The following is a 16,872-nucleotide window of genomic DNA, read 5'->3' on the forward strand; positions in this document are numbered from 1 at the left end:
ATGTTAAAAGCAGCTATTGAGAAAATTCTTTCCCTTGACGAACCTCATATTAAGTCGATTGAGGGAAGAACCTATGTAGACAAAGATATGACACAGATCGGCAAGGAACTCAGAGCAACCAGTATCACAATGAGTAATCTGAGCAGCCTTGTGGATTTCATCAAAAAGAGTAAAGCAGATTTCAAGACCGGTCATTACATCGCCCAGGTGGTATCTCCTACTGAGGTTCGTCTGTTTTCCAGTTTGGATGCAGACCGCCAGAGAGAAACACTGGCAGTTGTCAAAGCAGAGATCCCGGAGTTTTCATTCGGTCAGTTCATTGGAAACGAAGAGTTTGTTATCGGTGTGCAGTCCAAGTTCTTAAACGAGGATGCTGAGGCAAATGATAAGCCGATCATCTTACAGTTTGCCGGAAATGTTAAGGCCGGCACTGTTGCGGAATACGGAGACACCGGAGTAGGGCAGAAAGCAGCAATCAAGAAAGGCGTTGCCTCTCTGCAGGAAGTTGAAGTTCCAAGTCCGTGCCGCCTGATGCCGTACAGAACCTTTACAGAAGTTGCGCAGCCTATGAGTAACTTCATTTTCAGAGTAAAGGACAATGATCGCTATGGCGTTACCTGTGCCTTGTTTGAGGCAGACGGAGGCGCATGGAAGAATGAGGCGAAAGCCAACATCAAAGCGTATCTCGAAAAAGAACTTGCAGATGTATCAAACATTTTCGTGATTTCCTAAATAATCGTAACCCGTAAATATGTTTCTGCAATTATCTCCTAAGATTGGTCTCTGAGGAAAATATGTCACGAAAGCCGCAGAACACACAAACGGTTTACCTCCTTTTAAGAAATTCGATTAGTTAAATGGTATAAACCCCTGACAAGGATCTTTTGTTAAATTACCCAGGAGCCGTCATTCCGGCGGCTCCACCCATAATGAAAGAAAGGAGGGCTTAGGGATGCACAAGGTTGTTATCAAAGGAAATTATTACGGCAGAACCAGAACCTTACCGGATCTTAACGATTACCTACATGAGTGTGCAAGGCATCCTCAGATGGGTGCAAAAATGAAAAGAGATTACCAGATGATCGCGTGTAACGCTATCAGGACACAGTTGCCGAGACTTACGATTACAAACCCTATCATCATTCATTACAACTTCTATGAGCCGGATAAACAGCGTGACAAGGGCAATATTTTTTCCTTTGCAGACAAAGTTTTTCAGGATGCTTTACAGAAATGCGGAGTGATTAAAAACGATGGATGGAAAGAAATCGAAAACTTTACGCATGACTTCTATGTGGATAAGAAAAACCCAAGGATTGAGATATTCCTTGAAGAGATAGAGAAAGGACCGTTCGATGGCTGAGAAAAAGTATTTTTGGCTCAAAATGCCCCGGAACTTCTTTGAAAAACACTATATCAAGATACTTAGAGCAAAGGATAATGGCGATCTTTTGGTTATGTTCTATATATGGATGATTACAGAGTCAATCGACCATGAGGGCAAACTGCGATTTTCCGAAGATATTCCGTATGACGCAGAAATGTTGGCGGAAGCATCCGGTTTTGCGTTACAGATTGTTACACAAGCGTTACAACAATTTTCAAAATTACAGCTTGTGGTTACGGAAAGTGACGGCACACTATTTTTACCAAAATCTCTGAAAATGATTGGGTCTGAATCGGCATCCGCACAGAGGGTTAGGGAGTATCGGGAGAGAGAAAAAAACAAGACAAAACCCACTGAGACACCCGAAAACACTGAATGTAACGAACGTGTAACAGAGAGTAACGTTAATGTTCAAAAAGGTAACATAGAGAAAGAGTTAGAGAAAGAGTTAGAGAAAGAGTTAGAGAAAGAAAATAAAAAAGGGGGAAAGAGGGAAACTACCCAATCAATTTTTGAAAGGCTTCTCCCTGAGTACACCATCTCTGATGTAATGGCAGATAAACTTCGCGAATGGTTCAAGTATAAGACGGAACGGAAAGACGGATATAAGGAACAGGGCATGAAGTCGTTGTTAAAACAGGTTGCCAATAAGGTCTCTGTCTATGGAGATACTGCCGTATGCAATCTTATTGATGAATGTATGTCGAATGGATGGAAAGGCATTATTTGGGATAAATTGCAATCATCTTCTGCATACAGAAATAGCGGAGATCGCATTGGAAACAGAGTAAAGGATGTGGATGGCTGGTAATGGAAAGAGAAGAATTTAAGATTTTGGTAAAAGCTATGAAAGCGGTCTACGCACAGCCGACATTCATACCAGATAAAGACGCTTTCGATGTGTGGTATGGATTATTACAAGATCTTCCATATGAGCAGGCAAACTTGGCAATACAAAAGTACATGACGAGTGAACGTTTTCCTCCAACCATCGCAGATATTCGCACTAAAGCAACGGAGATTATTGCTCCGGCGGAAGAAAGCATGAGCGAACTGCAGGCATGGGCGTTGGTACAGAGGGCGTTAAGGAACTCCGGTTACAACTCAGAAGAGGAATTTGCAAAACTGCCGGAGGCGTGCCAAAGAGCTGTTGGAACGGCGGCAAACCTCAAAGAGTGGGCGTTGATGGATTCAGACCAAGTGGCAACCATTGAACAGTCGCACTTTATCAGGAACTATCGGACTTCGGTGCAGCGGATGAAAGAAGAGGCACGTCTGCCGGAGAATGTAAGGATGCTCATAGCCGATATGGGGAAAAAACACGCAGCACTTATGGAAAAAGCAGTAGACCCACAGATAGAAATGCAAAAAATTGAAGTGCCGGAGGAAAAGACCGAACCACCATCCGGTATGTCAAACGAAACCAGAAAGAGACTGGATGAAATGTATGAGAAGTTCGGCGTTAAAAAGTAACGGAGGAAAGGGCAGCGCGCATAAATCCTGGGAACCTCTGAAATGGATTGAGAAAATTATCATACAAAGAGATGAGGGAAAGAGGATTGTGTCCGAAGTGTGGTAAAGAAAACCCAACGCCGGAAAGATCCATGTGTCCTGACTGTGCGGCAAGAAATTCTGAATTACGCAAGCAGAACCGAAAATACCATGAAAGGATTGGGATATGCACTCATTGTGGGAAAAATCCAGCAGAACCTAACAAAAAGCTATGTTATGAGTGCTTGGGTCAATTTCAAGATAGTTATTCGGAAAAAGGGAAAACCGATGAACAGAAAGAGAAAGATCGGCTGAGGAAAAGGCAGTTAAAACAGACACGCATCGAAAACGGACTATGCCCCAGATGCGGAAAACATCAATCACAGAATGGTGGTTTATGCCAGAGATGCAGGGCGTATCTGAAAAATTACAGAGACAAAAACCGATGCGATTTGTCACGTTCAGAGAGACCGGACTACGGCATTTGCTATATATGTGGCAAAAATCCAACAATGAAAGGGAAAAAGGTGTGCGATAAGTGTTATGAAACACGGCTGAGCACCTTACCGGCAATGTGGGAAAATGCGAATAATGACTACTTCCGGCAGCTTAATTATGCGAGATTTTGCATGATAAAAAATCAAAGAAAGGAGAAAACGAGTGGATCAGATTTCAATGTTTGATTTAATGTACCCAACATTTAAGACTGACAACCCAGTGCGATTGATAGAATTGTTCGCCGGGGTTGGTTCTCAGGCGATGGCACTTCGTAATCTTGGCGTACCGTTTGAACATTACCTTATGTCTGAATGGGAAATGCACGCCACGGCATCATACAAAGCTATTCACATGGCGGACGATGATACGGATTACAGTGCAGAAATGAGTTCTGAGGATGTTATACAGGCACTTACTCAGTTGGGAATATCCGTGGATGGAAAGAAACCTCTCACGGAAGAGCAGATAAGGAGTCATTCATACAGTGACGCATGGCGCAGAGAATGTTACAACAACATAAAAGCCACGCACAACCTTGTCAACATTTGCTCAATGAGGGGGGGGTGATCTGGCAATAACGAATACTGACAGATACACCTACCTTATGACGTATTCGTTTCCATAAGACCTTGCCAGGACTTATCACTCGCCGGAAAGATGCGAGGAATGAAAAAAGGATCAGGAACACGTTCCGGGTTACTGTGGGAAGTTGAAAGACTTTTGAATGAAACCGAAAATCTTCCGCAGATACTTCTCATGGAGAACGTGCCGCAGGTAATTAGTGCAGACAACATAGATGATTTCCATAGTTGGTGCAGCTTTCTTGAAAGCAAGGGATATAAGTGTTATACGCAGATCCTCAATGCAAAGGATTACGGAGTGGCACAGAACAGAGAGCGTTGTTTCATGGTATCTATTTTGGGAGATTATAATTACAAATTTCCGCAGCCGGTTCCACTGGATAAGACAATGAAAGATTATTTGGAGGACGAGGTAGACGAAAAGTATTACATCAACTCTGAAAAGGCACAGAAACTCATCAAGGACTTACGAGAGAGCGGTCAGTTAGACGGTATCTCAAAAACCGTTAGGGGGGGGGCAGAGGCTCAGTAGACCGGCATCATTGGGATGCGGTGTTACAGAAGTAGACAGCTCAGATGAACCATGAGCCGGCCATTGATTGTGGCTCATACGGGAACAGGCGGAGAAAGAGGACGTATAATGTCCCCGGATGGCATATCAGTGGCATTGTCGGCAACGGATTATAAAGATCCACCGAAAGTTTTAGTGGAGGAAAAAGTAAATGGCAGACAGAATAATCGTAGTCGGCTCACTGAACCCGGAAAAAGAAGTCCAGGACAGGGTCCGAGTTTTATCGGGGGGGGGGGTATTTGCCAAGCGATAAGGGCAACAGACTACAAAGATCCTCCGAAAGTGCTTGTGGCATCTACGACCCATACAATAAAGCATTGTACAAAATGATATGTCCTACCCTATTGGCGAGCGACTACAAACATTTGAAATATGTAATTGAGGAACTATGAAATGGCAAATAAGGTACGCTGCATACAACTGGGGAATATCGCCGTAGGAAAGAGCTGGGATAATCCTCAGAGCGGAAGAATTTATTCCGTAGACGGAATTGCCCCGACCTTAAACACTTGTGGGGGGGCAATTTGGAACCAAAGATATTAGAAATCAAGGAAAGGAAAGAAGATATTGCAGACCGGGATTAAGAGGTTAGGCAATATTCTCCCCACTTCCACGAGAGAGAACCCAAACCAAGGGCGAGTGTATGATACCGGCGGCATAGCTCCGGCGATTACGAGTGGGGGGGTACTGTACCTTGCATAATAACAGAGACGGAGGCGAAAACGTGGTTGAAAGAATCATTGTTGCAAGCAGAGGGCGAAACCCAAGCAATCCATCAGACAGAACCACAGGCGCACCAACGGAACAACGGTTAGAGCCAAACTCAGAGGGGTTGTGCAATACACTTACTTCCGTCCAAAAAGACAACTATGTTTTGGAGATAAGAGTAAATGAGGATTGACTTTGCGATATGCCGTTGCGTCAGAACTGAATACGGCAAAAGGATAAGAAAATTATACGAAAGCCACCAGATTTCAGAAAAAAGAGGCAATATGACTCAACTTGAAGCAAGAACTGATGGCATATCCAACACCCTCACAACTGTTCAAAAAGACAATCTGGTTTTAGAGATAAGGACGGTGGATGATGGATAGAGAGTATGTAGGCATCCGGCAGGCAACACAGAAAGGTTATATCGAATGTGAGATTGGCGGAGTTGCAGATTTCTCATACCCGACAAGTAAATTACGGCGAGGAAGAGTGCAAGGCGGCGGTCATGTATGCCCTACACTTACATCCCAAAGCATGGGGATTTGCCGTATTGAGAAAATTGTTCGGGGGGGGGGCAGGACGGTATGCAGCATAGTGACAATCTCGCGGAAAGGAGTACAGAAATGGCAAAAGTAGGGCAGATTTCCAACGAGGGAAGTCAATGCGGATCTGTTTATTCTGATAATGGCAATTCTCCAACGTTGACCGCCGGAACGCATGGAGATGCGAACTCAAAGGTTTGCACAGAGTACCGAATAAGAAAGCTCACTCCAAAAGAGTGCTGGCGGTTGATGGATTTCTCAGATGCAGATTTCCATAAGGCGGAGAAAGTAAATAGTAACACACAGCTTTATAAGCAGGCCGGAAACAGTATCGTGGTAAATGTTCTGGTTGCAATCTTAGGGCAGTTATTCATCGGAAAAGAGGATGTATATAGAGACTGCAAGGTAAAGAAATAGGAGGCAATATGGAAAAATTAAAACAGATGGTGGTAATGAGAGAAAGCCACGAAAGAGACGAGGGAACAATGGGATTTCACGATTATGTGACAGTGAAAGAGGACTTCAATAAATTCGTGGACAGAGTAACAGAGGCTTGCGAAACAGTTAGTGGCAAATTCTTGGGAGTTTCTTATCCTAACGAAGATACCGCCGTTATTCTGTATAGATGGTCTGACGGATTGCATTAAATTTTTTTGAAGAGAATGTTTAGTCGGACAAACATAATTATGAAAGAAAGGAGAAAAAACGGTATGTTAGGGAAAACCGCAAAGGGAAAACAGGCAGAGGATAAAGAGACTGAGTATGCTTCCTATGAGATTTGCCGGAAGAGCAAAGTTGGAGAGTATATTCAGGCAGGGCAGGAGTTTTTTGTGGCTGACATGAAAAAGAAAAAGATTTACAGCTCCAACGATCTGCGCCTGAGAGAACTATCGGAAAAGGTAGACTCTGAGGACACATTCGTATTCAAAGAAGCAACTTATATGTAAACAGGAGGACAGTTTTATGAGCAACAGCAGTAATGGAAACAGTGGAAAAGCATCAGGCGGTATCGGATTTTTCGGAGTGTTACAGCTTATCTTAATCACTCTGAAATTATGCAAAGTAATCACATGGTCTTGGTGGTTAGTTCTTCTCCCTATCTGGATTGGGGTTGGACTTACGGCAATTCTTATTGTAATCATCGTGATCGCAACAATTTTGAAGTAGGAGGGAAAGACATTGACGCAGGAGCAGATGAGAAACCTCAACACCATCGTAGAAACATATGGAAACGATGCACAGGAGGATATGGCTATTGAAGAGTGTTCGGAACTCGTCAAAGCCATTCTGAAATTACGCCGTAGCGATGAGAAAACAGCGGAAATGAGAGAAGCAGTGATAGATGAAATTGCAGATGTGCAGATTATGCTCTCACAGTTGGAAATTATTTTTAACTGCGTAGCAGAGGTAGAGGATCGAATTGATTTCAAAATCAATCGACAGATGGGGCGAATTAAGGAAAGAGAGGCAAAACGTGATGTTTGTTAAGTCTCAGGATGGAGCGGTAGTTCTGAACAACGACAAGGTAACAGAATACAGCACGGACAGCAAATATGATGGGCGGTACAAAGTTGCCGCCCTCGTAGGAGAAAGCAGAGTAGTGATTGGCAGATACTCTACGAAAGAAAAATGCAGAATGGCGATTTCAATGCTTATGGACTGCTACACCATGAATTTGCTGTTTGAAAGAGGACAGGATGAAAACCCCAGAGACTTAGCATGTGAATATGTGGCAGATCAACCGCTGGGAGTGTTTGAGATGCCGCAGGAGGATGAGGTCTATGAGGATAGGACTGATTGACGTAGACGGACACAATTTTCCAAACATACCTCTTATGAAACTATCGGCATGGCATAAAAGCATAGGCGATTCCGTTGAGTGGTACAGCCCATTATTTTCGGGACACATGGATCGTGTGTATATGTCAAAGGTATTCAGTTTCACACCGGATTACGAACATTTTGTAGATGCAGATGAGGTTATACGCGGCGGTTCTGGGTATTGCATAGAAACAGTAGACGGGAGAGAGATTTACCACAAAGAAAGAGATCACACACTACCGGAAGAGGTGGAACACATTTACCCAGACTACGATCTTTACCCTGAATTATGCAAAGATACGGCATACGGATTTCTTACAAGAGGTTGTCCAAGAGGCTGTAATTTCTGCCATGTTGAAGCAAAAGAGGGAAGATGTTCACGAAAAGTTGCAGATTTGTCGGAATTTTGGAGAGGACAGAAAAATATAGTGCTGTGCGATCCGAACCTCATAGCTTGCAAAGATTGGAAAGATTTATTGCAGCAGCTCATTGATAGCAAAGCAAAGGTAAACATCAATCAGGGCATAGATATTCGCATTATGACAGATGAAAAGGCAGAAATGATAAGACAGTTAAGAGTTGACAGCGTTCATTTCGCCTGGGATCGGTATGAGGATAAAGAACTTATTGTACCAAAGTTCAAAATGTTCAAAGACATAACCGGATGGAAAGCCAGAAAAACAAGCGTGTTCGTTCTGACAAATTTCAATACAACGATTGAGCAGGACTTGGAACGGATATACACCCTGAGAGATATGGATTATGACCCGTATGTAATGGTGTACGACAAACAACACACAAAGGGCGGAGACACCGTGAGATTGCTTCAAAGGTATGTGAATAACAGAAAAATTTTCAAAACCATAAAACGGTTCGAGGACTACGATCCACGAATGGGATAGGAGGACATATGAACAAAGAATTTTATAGAGGGGAAATCTTCTATATCCGCAATGAGAGCGAATATAGCGGAAATGTACAGGGGGGGGTAGACCGGCGGTAATTATAAGCAATGACATTGGAAACAATGCGGCTCCCATATTGGAAGTGGTTTACCTTACCACCCAGGAAAAGAAACCGTTGCCGACACACGTTAAAATCAACAGTTCAAAATATCCGTCCACCGTGCTTTGTGAGCAGATTGATACGGTAAACAAGGATAAGGTTGGAGATTACATAGGGCAGTGTTCTATGGCGGAAATGAAAAAGATTGATGCAGCGTTGGCAGTAAGTATCGGCATTGGAATTAACATCAAATCGAATGATCTGGTAAAGAAGTGGGCGGAAGCTGCAAATGAAGCAGTGAAGCCAGACGAGAAAGAACCCGAACCTATCGCAGAAAAGGTGGAGATGCTGGACATTGAGACACAGTTGGAAATTGCAAAGATAACTGCTGAGAGGGACGTGTATAAGCGGTTATACGAGGATGCAATGGCACGGAGATAGGAGGAAGCATGGCTCTAATAAAGAGAGATAGAGAAAACTTCTGGATGTTAAATTGGCTTGATGAATACATGACCGGTCACAAAGGATTTATATGTGGAGGATGTTTCAAAAACATATTCAATAAAGAAAAGGTAAAGGACCTTGATATTTTCTTTGAGAATGAAAGCGATTTTGATGATGCGGTACAGTATTTTGACAGTCAGACACCAGGATATGACGGAGACGATGTAAGAGATGAGAAATATCATTTCCACTACGAAAACGACAATGTAAAGGCATACAAACACATTGAAACAGGTGTTGTGATTGAACTTTGTTGCAAAATATTTGGAAAACCGGAAGAAATTCTGAATAAGTTCGATTTCACAATCACGAAGTTCGCATATTACAAAGAGGAAGTAGAGGATGAAACTGGTGCGGTAGCGAAAAGACAAGAACTTCCGTTTGAAACTCTGGAAGATGAGCATTTCTTAGAGGAAATTGGAATACCGGAAACACACATTGAGTACAAAATCCTGATGGATGATGCGTTTTTTGAACATCTACATCTTAAACGGATTGTAATTGATAAAGATATTCCATTTCCAATGAGCACTTTTGAACGGATGCTGAGATATGCAAAGTACGGATATTTCCCATGCAAAGAAACAAAGATGAAGATAATCAATGCACTTAGGGATTTGACAGACGAACAGGTTGAATTATCTGAAAGCCTTTATGACGGCATGGATTAAGGAGGAAAGATGAAAAAGACAGCGAGAGTAATTATCACATCAAAGTGCGACCGGAAGTGCCCGGGGTGCTGCAACAGCAAATTGGACTACACATCATTGGCGAAAGTGATTGGCGGTATCACGGCATTAAAGGACTATGAGGAAGTTGTGATTACCGGCGGAGAGCCTATGATAAATCCGGCACAACTCTACACAGTCATTAAAATGCTCAGAAAGCAGAATAAGAGACAGAAAATCTATCTTTATACGGCTTGTCTGACAATGGACGATCATCCAGTAATTTTAAAACACTTGGATGGTATCACAGTAACAGTCCATGCAGAAGCCACAGATGAGGATATTCGTAATCTGAAATACATGAGTTCCAATCTCTACGATGAGGACTTGGATATGCGCCTGTTTATCGACAAGAGGGTGTACGACAGGTACGACTTATCTAATATCTGCATGAAAACATGGGATGTAGTGAGAAAACTGGAATGGAAAGAAAAGTGCTATCCGGCAGAAAACGAAGAACTGTTTTTGTGGAATCTTTATTAAGGAGGCTGCCATGGAAACTTATAGAGTTGTATCAATTACAGACAGAAAAGGCAATCCGAGAATTGAGGGCAGATACCCTCTCAGAGTAGGGAGAATGTGCAAGAAACCCACTCCAAGAAACGGAGATGCCATGATGATTGAATGGTTGGCTCAGCCGGATGGAACACCGTATGTCGGCATGATTGTTACGAGTACAGTTATCGGATTCAAGACCGAGGATAGAGGAAAATACATTGAGGTAACAACCAGAAATTCAATCTACACATTTGAGAGAGTATGAGAGAAACAGAAACTTTTGAGTATATCCGCCGGAAGTACCCGGACAAGGAAGAAACATGGAGAAAAGTCACACGGCTTGTTAAGTTTGATGAGAATTTGGAAGTAAAGAGTGTGCATGACTTCAACATGGAGTGCTACATATCATCATTTGGCAGACTCATACGGAATGGGATCCTATGCAATATGGCATACGGAGATAAATACGATATTTCCAGTATGTTCACAGATACAGACGGAAACCAAGTGCGATTTAAGAGACACCAGATAGTTATGCAGACGTTCTACATGGGTAACAGACGGCGGTATGACACAGTAGACCATATAAACAACAGAGAGAGGTTCGACAACAGCATATACAACCTGAGATGGGCTGATAAAAGAGTACAGTGCGGAAACCGCAGGGACAAGCCGGGAAAACATCGCATGGTTATCTGCATAGGCGATGAGGAAGAAATCTTTTTCTCATGTCGTGAGGCGGAACGACTGTACAATCTACCGCCGAACTCGGTCGGCAAGGTATGCCGCGGAGAACTAGAATCCATATATGGTTACAGATTTGGATATTTATAAGGAGATCAGAAATGGGAAAAGATTGGACCGGAAATGGCAAGAGCATTTTTACAACTCTTGGTGCATCCAACCACACAGAGAAAGAAAGAGAGATTAACGACTACTATGCGACAGACCCTATCGCAGTAGACGCATTGTTACAGGGGGGGGCAGAGCTAAATCATAAGATTTGGGAGTGCTCTGCAGGACAAGGACACTTATCAGAACGTCTCATAGAACTTGGGTACGAGGTACGCAGTACGGACCTTATCGACAGAGGGTATGGAGAGGGCGGAATAGACTTCTTGCAGACAACAGAAATGTGGGATGGCGATATTCTTACCAATCCTCCGTACAAGTACGCAAAAGAGTTCATTGAACACGCAATGACGATCATACCGGACGGGAGAAAGGTGTTCATGTTCCTTAAATTACAGTTCTTGGAGGGAAAGGCAAGAGGCGAGCTGTTTAAGAAATACCCTCCGAGATATGTATATGTGTCACGCAGCCGTATTCTGTGCGCCAAAAATGGAATGTTTGAGGAAATGAAAGCCGGAGGCGGAAGTGCAGTTGCGTATGCGTGGTATGAGTTTCAAAAAGGTTATAAGGGAGTGAGCATTATTAAGTGGATAAATTAGATTTTGGTTACTACAACATGGACTGTATGGCCGGCATGAAACTTTTCCCTGATAAATACTTTGATGTGGCAATCGTAGACCCACCATACGGAATCAATGCGCCGAACATGGCGATGGGAACCAATAAGAGCCGGACGAAGAACGGTTATCCAGCCGAAAGCACCGCAAGCAGATTGAAACGGAGTGGACAGGTAAAGGAATGGGATAGCAAACCGCCAACGGAGGAATACTTCAAAGAATTGTTTCGCGTATCGAAAAATCAGATTATATGGGGCGGAAATTATTTCAATCTGCCACCAACAAAGTGCTTTGTTGTATGGGATAAGGTGCAGCCGTGGGATGCCTTTTCGCAAGCGGAGATTGCGTGGACTTCTTACAATCTCCCGGCAAAACTGTTCAGATACTCAAACACTGGCGGAACAAATTCAGAGAAGCACATCCATCCAACCCAGAAACCGATAGCATTGTACGAATATCTAGTAGGTGCTTTTAAGCTATCGGGGGGGGGGTGGTACTTGACACCCATGTAGGATCTGCGTCAAGCCTCATTGCATATCACAGAAACGGCGTGAAGTTTGTAGGGTTTGAGATAGACACCGAGATGTACGAGGTTTCAAATGCGAGACTGGAAAGAGAAAAAGCACAATTATCCCTATTCGATTTAGGGATGGAAAGGAATGGAGATGAGTAGTTTTGTACCGATTTATGCGGTTGATTTTGACGGAACACTCTGCGAAAGTAAGTGGCCCGGAATTGGCGCGCCGAACAAAAAACTGATACAGCATCTTATTCAACGCAGAACAGAGGGAGCAAAAGTGATCCTTTGGACTTGCAGAGTGGAAGAACATCTGAAAGAAGCGGTGGACTGGTGCGGTAAATTTGGCTTAGAGTTCGATGCGGTCAATGATAATCTGCCGGAAAACGTTGAAAAATATGGTAACAATCCAAGAAAAGTGTATGCCACTTGCTATATTGACGATTTGGCTGTGGATAAAAGAAAATACGATCTTCCGTTTCATACGGACGAAAAGATCGACTATTCAAAATTCGATAAATACCCTCTTGGAAGTGAGTGGATGTTAAAGACGGAATATGCAGAGCTTCCGGTGGTAGTAGAAGAGGTAAATGCTTTTCACGGGTGTATCGGTGTAAGAAGCACGAGCGAAGAGGATAAATTTAGATATTTCAAGATTCGCCGTGAAATTGAATGGTTTTATGACAAATTATTTCCAAAGGAGTGATGCGTTTATGAAGAAAAAGAAAATCAATCCACAGGAATTTGACTGCGGATGTTGTGGAAATCAGATTTATAAGAGCCGCCTTAGAGACGAGGTAAAATGCTGTTATTGCGGTTATATCAACCATGTAGGGAAATACACAGGTAGGAGGAAGAGACTTGGATAAAACGAAAATAGAGTGGGCTGACAGCACATGGAATCCGATTACCGGCTGCCGTCATAAATGCCCTTATTGTTATGCTAGAGGTATTGCAAACCGCTTTGTATCACGGAAAGGATGCCATCTGGTAGAACCTGAGACATACAAACTCGGAGACGATGGTTCTGAAACTTATGAGATCAATGAGCAACCGTATTATGTTGATGATGAGACCGGAAAACAATTCAGATGTGCCTATCCGCATGGATTTGTGCCGACAATCCACAGATACCGCATGGGAGAATACAGAGACAAAAAGAGGCAGAGAAATATCTTTGTCGGTTCAATGTCGGATGTGTTTGGAGAGTGGGTTCCTGATAGATGGATTGGGGAAGTGTTTAATGCTTGTGAGAAAGCTCCACAGCATAATTACCTCTTCCTCACGAAGAACCCCAAAAGATATATGGAGCTGCATCATTACGGAGAATTACCACTCAGAGATAATATGTGGTACGGAACGACAGTCACAGATCCAGATACGGAGTATATGGGGCAGGACGGACACTATGAGTTCCATACGTTTTTGTCAGTAGAGCCTATACTGGCAGACTTCGGAGAGCTGAGTGAGAAATCATACATCCCGGAGTGGATAATCGTAGGAGCTGAGACTGGCAGCAGAAAAGATAAAGTCATACCAAGACGAGAATGGATTGAAAATATTGTGGAGCAGTGCAGAAAGTACAACATACCGGTATTTATGAAACCGAGCCTCACGGACATTTGGGGCGAAGAACTCATTCAAGAGTTTCCGAAAGCCCTTATTCATGCCTGATTTATTCCAGAGCATTGATAAGAATATGCTTAAATCGCCGGTAGCGTACTGCAAAACACATAAAGGGTATCTATCAACGAAGCAAATGAAAGTCCATAAGTGCCTGCAGATAGGATGCACTGGACTGGAAAGGTTGGAACATCCCTACTGGGAGGAACGCCAACGGAAAAAGGATGAAGCAAAGAGGAAAAAGAAGCAACAGTAAATTGGTTCACGTTTCATTTGATGAAGTAGAGAGATTTGTTCCGAGAGTTCCAAAACAGATTTGCCCGGATGAGGATAACACCACTCCGAGGATATGCGTAGCACCTAACATATTGAGTGCAATCCAGGCGATGCCGCAAGGCGGAACAGTGGCGTACAACATGGCAAGAATCGGTGTGCCGGTTGTTATCCATGCGTATTACATAGAGAGTGATGCTATCCTCATGCCGGAGCAGATAGCGGATAAAGTGCCGGATGCCGTTGCCACAGGAGAAATGTGGGTTATGGCAGTTCCGGCAGCAGTCCGGCGGATAGATTACGAGATTGTTGATCCGTATGTGCCTATGAGGATTGATAGGAATGGCACGAGAGAACGATTTCTTGTATGGTACGGAGAATTGAAACGGGTTCGGTATCAGGATAATTGGAGAAATCTATCTACCAGAACAGCCAGAAATCAAAAGGCGGTAGAGTGGTTTATGGAAAATAAGCCAGACATATCGTACAGAACATTTATGTCAAATATGGACGATGAACTATTGAAATCATTCCATGTGGAATTACAGGAGGTATGGGAGTGAACAAACAGAAGAAATTAGCAAAACAGAACACGCCGTTGTATAAGAGAGTACCGACACTTAATCTGGTGGACTATTCAGATATAAAAGTGCCGCTAGTAGTGATATATGACAGCCCGAAAGACTTTCCGGGAAAAGTGGTGGCAAGAGTATGGGACGGAGAGAAGAATCGGCCAACGAATGTTTACTGCGAATATGAAAACCTTAAAAGATGCGAAGATGATGTAATGTCAGCCGGATTTATTTTTAAGTTCCCAAGGACACCGGAGGACGATGCGTGCATTGTTGAAACATACATGAGATAGGAGGATCACAATGGCAAAGAAAAGAAGTTGCCGCAGAACTGCGGACGAGGATAAGATTCACGAAAAAGCCGTAAAGATGCGGAAAATGACAGATGAGCAGTTGGTACATTATGTTGAGGACAGAGTGGAGAAAGCCAGAAGTGAGGGTTTTAATCAGGGTAAAAAGTCCTCCGGCGGAGCGGATATTAACAAATTTCTCAAAGAGATTTCCTCAATCAAAGGAGTCGGAGATGCTACAATCTGCAAAATTGCGGATCATTTCAGAAAGGCAGGAAACCAGAATGAATAAGACGGCTTTGCAGAGGTTCGAGGAACGGAACGAAAAGGCGTGCTGCCTTAACTGCGAAAAGCTGATAGTTAAACACACAAAGACAGGACATATAAATTTCTGCGGAGAGAGCGAGAAAATCATTCTGGATATGTTTCTTGATGTCGGAACCAACTTCTCAGGGTGCAAATATGCAAGAAAGGAGTCAGCCGATGATTAAAACATGGTTCAAGGAGTACGAAAAGATCAAGGACAAGGCAGTTGTGGTATATCCGTATGAATGGGATTGTATGTCAGAGAAACAGCGGAATAAGATTCTTTCTAAGAAAACCGTTATTATGAGCGGAGAAAGCGGATATGCCTGTAAATATTATGAGATTATCGGAAACGTGAATAATCTGTCTGACCATGACTGTGCAATCATAGCAGACGGTGGAAACCTCTGTTTTGGTTACAGAATGGAGGGACAGAGAATAGTGGTATATACAGATTAAGGAGGATATGCGATGATTACAGCAAAAGAATTAGCAGACAAGCTCAATGGAAGAGCATACGGAGATAGTTTTGACGATGTGAAGCAGGAAGCAAAGGAAAGCGGTCTGGTTATTGTTTACGGTGCATCTGATGATCTCATGGAGTTTGATGGGGCAATCTATGATGAGGGCGGTTGCTTCGATGGAGGAAGAGTATACTTTGACAGAAACGGTGTGGATCAGGAGGGAGAAGAACGTGCAAACTGGATAGATGCTGTCTGGTGTGATGGCATGAACAGGGACGGACTTCCGGCAACATGGACTTACAAAACAGACATTCCTTGCGAACAATTTGACATCTGGGAAGATGGAGAGATTTACTGTGTAGGTCTTGTATTCTCAATCGAGGATCTGAAATGAAAACAGCGGAAACCGTAGCACTGGAAAAAGCAATCAGACTGGCCACAAGAAAGACAGGTGTATTTGGCTGCTATGAGGTAACAATCGGATTTTGCGGAAGAGAAAGAGTTGATTACATGACCTATGACACAAAGGGCATTTTCCGGTGCTATGAAATTAAGGTGTCGAAAGCGGACTTCCATAGTGCTGCTGCAAAATCCTTTGTAGGCCATTACAACTATTATGTTCTCACAAGGGAATTATACAATCAGGTCAAGGAAGAGATACCGGACTGGATTGGTGTCTATATCGGAGATTACTGCGCTAAGAAAGCAAAGAAACAGGATTTATCCGGCAGAGAGTATAAAATGTGCCGTTCAGTCAATGGACGCAGTACAGAGGTATCTACTCCGTGGGTAGATATGCTCAAAGAGAGTATGATCCGTTCGTTGTATCGGGATTCTGATAAGCTGATACAGACGGAGGATGAGCAGTATATAAGCCGTATCAGAAGTCAGATTGATAAGGTAAGGACTGAAAGGGACAGAGAATCCAAGAAGTACCTCAGATTGTGGAAAGCCGTAAGGAAAGAATTTGGCGATGAAAAGGCATGGGAACTCATAGAAAAGGCAGAGGAATAAAACCTCT

32 protein-coding genes are annotated in these 16,872 nt (G+C 43.2%); all 32 read left to right on the plus strand.

The genetic code is table 11. The features are described from left to right. The 32 genes from ABC831_RS02225 (at nt 1) to ABC831_RS02380 (ending at nt 16,865) form a co-directional block, all read left to right on the plus strand. On the plus strand, nt 1-732 hold the full coding sequence (locus tag ABC831_RS02225) for a hypothetical protein (protein WP_343246658.1): 732 nt from the start codon (nt 1-3) through the stop codon (nt 730-732). A 220-nt stretch (nt 733-952) separates the two neighbouring features. Then, the gene (locus tag ABC831_RS02230) at nt 953-1,363 is read left to right on the plus strand and encodes a RusA family crossover junction endodeoxyribonuclease (protein WP_343246659.1); all 411 of its coding nucleotides are present in this window, start codon (nt 953-955) and stop codon (nt 1,361-1,363) included. Continuing rightward, a complete protein-coding gene (locus ABC831_RS02235) occupies nt 1,356-2,198 on the plus strand; it encodes a phage replisome organizer N-terminal domain-containing protein (RefSeq protein WP_343246660.1) in 843 nt (280 codons plus the stop codon). Before ABC831_RS02230 ends, ABC831_RS02235 begins: the two co-directional genes overlap by 8 nt. Further along, nucleotides 2,198-2,860, plus strand: coding sequence for a replicative helicase loader/inhibitor (locus ABC831_RS02240; RefSeq protein ID WP_306780612.1), 663 nt, complete (start codon nt 2,198-2,200; stop codon nt 2,858-2,860). The genes ABC831_RS02235 and ABC831_RS02240 overlap by 1 nt, the downstream gene beginning before the upstream one ends. Nucleotides 2,861-2,907: 47 nt before the next feature. Next, entirely contained in the window at nt 2,908-3,561 is a 654-nt protein-coding gene (locus ABC831_RS02245; RefSeq protein ID WP_195492434.1) for a hypothetical protein, read from the plus strand. Next, nucleotides 3,539-3,943: a DNA cytosine methyltransferase gene (locus ABC831_RS02250; RefSeq protein WP_343246661.1), complete on the plus strand. Its 405-nt coding sequence runs from the start codon at nt 3,539-3,541 to the stop codon at nt 3,941-3,943. Before ABC831_RS02245 ends, ABC831_RS02250 begins: the two co-directional genes overlap by 23 nt. Before the next feature lie 24 nt (nt 3,944-3,967). Further along, nucleotides 3,968-4,489, plus strand: a complete 522-nt coding sequence (gene dcm / locus ABC831_RS02255) for a DNA (cytosine-5-)-methyltransferase (RefSeq protein ID WP_343246890.1) — start codon at nt 3,968-3,970, stop codon at nt 4,487-4,489. 929 nt (nt 4,490-5,418) lie between these two features. Next, the gene (locus ABC831_RS02260) at nt 5,419-5,622 is read left to right on the plus strand and encodes a hypothetical protein (RefSeq protein ID WP_343246662.1); all 204 of its coding nucleotides are present in this window, start codon (nt 5,419-5,421) and stop codon (nt 5,620-5,622) included. A gap of 240 nt (nt 5,623-5,862) precedes the next feature. After that, complete coding sequence (locus ABC831_RS02265) at nt 5,863-6,198, plus strand: DNA cytosine methyltransferase (protein WP_343246663.1); 336 nt, start codon at nt 5,863-5,865, stop codon at nt 6,196-6,198. Between the two features lie 8 nt (nt 6,199-6,206). After that, complete coding sequence (locus ABC831_RS02270) at nt 6,207-6,428, plus strand: hypothetical protein (RefSeq protein WP_343246664.1); 222 nt, start codon at nt 6,207-6,209, stop codon at nt 6,426-6,428. A 63-nt stretch (nt 6,429-6,491) separates the two neighbouring features. Next, a complete protein-coding gene (locus ABC831_RS02275) occupies nt 6,492-6,728 on the plus strand; it encodes a hypothetical protein (protein ID WP_147601262.1) in 237 nt (78 codons plus the stop codon). A gap of 16 nt (nt 6,729-6,744) precedes the next feature. Continuing rightward, nucleotides 6,745-6,948 carry a hypothetical protein gene (locus ABC831_RS02280; RefSeq protein WP_343246665.1) on the plus strand — a complete coding sequence of 68 codons (204 nt, stop codon included), beginning with the start codon at nt 6,745-6,747 and terminating at the stop codon, nt 6,946-6,948. Between the two features lie 12 nt (nt 6,949-6,960). Then, complete coding sequence (locus tag ABC831_RS02285; protein WP_343246666.1) at nt 6,961-7,269, plus strand: nucleoside triphosphate pyrophosphohydrolase family protein; 309 nt, start codon at nt 6,961-6,963, stop codon at nt 7,267-7,269. Next, complete coding sequence (locus ABC831_RS02290) at nt 7,259-7,582, plus strand: hypothetical protein (protein ID WP_343246667.1); 324 nt, start codon at nt 7,259-7,261, stop codon at nt 7,580-7,582. The genes ABC831_RS02285 and ABC831_RS02290 overlap by 11 nt, the downstream gene beginning before the upstream one ends. After that, nucleotides 7,563-8,504: a radical SAM protein gene (locus ABC831_RS02295; RefSeq protein WP_343246668.1), complete on the plus strand. Its 942-nt coding sequence runs from the start codon at nt 7,563-7,565 to the stop codon at nt 8,502-8,504. Before ABC831_RS02290 ends, ABC831_RS02295 begins: the two co-directional genes overlap by 20 nt. Before the next feature lie 139 nt (nt 8,505-8,643). Beyond that, complete coding sequence (locus ABC831_RS02300) at nt 8,644-9,048, plus strand: type II toxin-antitoxin system PemK/MazF family toxin (protein ID WP_343246669.1); 405 nt, start codon at nt 8,644-8,646, stop codon at nt 9,046-9,048. An 8-nt stretch (nt 9,049-9,056) separates the two neighbouring features. Next, on the plus strand, nt 9,057-9,782 hold the full coding sequence (locus tag ABC831_RS02305) for a Gabija anti-defense Gad2 family protein (RefSeq protein ID WP_195490820.1): 726 nt from the start codon (nt 9,057-9,059) through the stop codon (nt 9,780-9,782). Nucleotides 9,783-9,791: 9 nt separating this feature from the next. Continuing rightward, complete coding sequence (locus ABC831_RS02310; protein WP_343246670.1) at nt 9,792-10,322, plus strand: 4Fe-4S cluster-binding domain-containing protein; 531 nt, start codon at nt 9,792-9,794, stop codon at nt 10,320-10,322. A 10-nt stretch (nt 10,323-10,332) separates the two neighbouring features. After that, nucleotides 10,333-10,602, plus strand: coding sequence for a hypothetical protein (locus tag ABC831_RS02315; protein ID WP_147601269.1), 270 nt, complete (start codon nt 10,333-10,335; stop codon nt 10,600-10,602). Beyond that, the gene (locus tag ABC831_RS02320) at nt 10,599-11,171 is read left to right on the plus strand and encodes a hypothetical protein (protein WP_177969325.1); all 573 of its coding nucleotides are present in this window, start codon (nt 10,599-10,601) and stop codon (nt 11,169-11,171) included. Before ABC831_RS02315 ends, ABC831_RS02320 begins: the two co-directional genes overlap by 4 nt. 11 nt (nt 11,172-11,182) lie before the next feature. Then, the gene (locus ABC831_RS02325; protein WP_343246671.1) at nt 11,183-11,788 is read left to right on the plus strand and encodes an NAD(P)-dependent oxidoreductase; all 606 of its coding nucleotides are present in this window, start codon (nt 11,183-11,185) and stop codon (nt 11,786-11,788) included. Then, entirely contained in the window at nt 11,776-12,318 is a 543-nt protein-coding gene (locus ABC831_RS02330) for a hypothetical protein (RefSeq protein ID WP_343246672.1), read from the plus strand. The genes ABC831_RS02325 and ABC831_RS02330 overlap by 13 nt, the downstream gene beginning before the upstream one ends. Before the next feature lie 147 nt (nt 12,319-12,465). Then, nucleotides 12,466-13,029 carry a hypothetical protein gene (locus tag ABC831_RS02335; protein ID WP_343246673.1) on the plus strand — a complete coding sequence of 188 codons (564 nt, stop codon included), beginning with the start codon at nt 12,466-12,468 and terminating at the stop codon, nt 13,027-13,029. A gap of 7 nt (nt 13,030-13,036) precedes the next feature. Then, on the plus strand, nt 13,037-13,192 hold the full coding sequence (locus ABC831_RS02340) for a hypothetical protein (RefSeq protein ID WP_195490818.1): 156 nt from the start codon (nt 13,037-13,039) through the stop codon (nt 13,190-13,192). After that, nucleotides 13,185-13,997: a DUF5131 family protein gene (locus ABC831_RS02345; protein WP_343246674.1), complete on the plus strand. Its 813-nt coding sequence runs from the start codon at nt 13,185-13,187 to the stop codon at nt 13,995-13,997. Before ABC831_RS02340 ends, ABC831_RS02345 begins: the two co-directional genes overlap by 8 nt. A 173-nt stretch (nt 13,998-14,170) precedes the next feature. Beyond that, nucleotides 14,171-14,782 carry a hypothetical protein gene (locus tag ABC831_RS02350; protein WP_343246675.1) on the plus strand — a complete coding sequence of 204 codons (612 nt, stop codon included), beginning with the start codon at nt 14,171-14,173 and terminating at the stop codon, nt 14,780-14,782. After that, nucleotides 14,779-15,084: a hypothetical protein gene (locus ABC831_RS02355; protein ID WP_147601274.1), complete on the plus strand. Its 306-nt coding sequence runs from the start codon at nt 14,779-14,781 to the stop codon at nt 15,082-15,084. Before ABC831_RS02350 ends, ABC831_RS02355 begins: the two co-directional genes overlap by 4 nt. 10 nt (nt 15,085-15,094) lie before the next feature. Further along, a complete protein-coding gene (locus ABC831_RS02360) occupies nt 15,095-15,373 on the plus strand; it encodes a hypothetical protein (protein WP_147601275.1) in 279 nt (92 codons plus the stop codon). Next, nucleotides 15,366-15,572 carry a hypothetical protein gene (locus tag ABC831_RS02365; RefSeq protein WP_147601276.1) on the plus strand — a complete coding sequence of 69 codons (207 nt, stop codon included), beginning with the start codon at nt 15,366-15,368 and terminating at the stop codon, nt 15,570-15,572. The genes ABC831_RS02360 and ABC831_RS02365 overlap by 8 nt, the downstream gene beginning before the upstream one ends. Beyond that, nucleotides 15,565-15,846 (plus strand): hypothetical protein, encoded by a 282-nt coding sequence (locus tag ABC831_RS02370; protein ID WP_147601277.1) that lies wholly within the window; start codon nt 15,565-15,567, stop codon nt 15,844-15,846. Before ABC831_RS02365 ends, ABC831_RS02370 begins: the two co-directional genes overlap by 8 nt. A gap of 12 nt (nt 15,847-15,858) precedes the next feature. After that, on the plus strand, nt 15,859-16,245 hold the full coding sequence (locus tag ABC831_RS02375) for a hypothetical protein (protein ID WP_343246676.1): 387 nt from the start codon (nt 15,859-15,861) through the stop codon (nt 16,243-16,245). Further along, nucleotides 16,242-16,865 carry a hypothetical protein gene (locus ABC831_RS02380; protein ID WP_343246677.1) on the plus strand — a complete coding sequence of 208 codons (624 nt, stop codon included), beginning with the start codon at nt 16,242-16,244 and terminating at the stop codon, nt 16,863-16,865. Before ABC831_RS02375 ends, ABC831_RS02380 begins: the two co-directional genes overlap by 4 nt. Nucleotides 16,866-16,872 lie beyond the last annotated feature (7 nt).

Source organism: Diplocloster hominis (assembly GCF_032380655.1).
Classification (GTDB): Bacteria; Bacillota; Clostridia; order Lachnospirales; family Lachnospiraceae; genus Diplocloster; species Diplocloster hominis.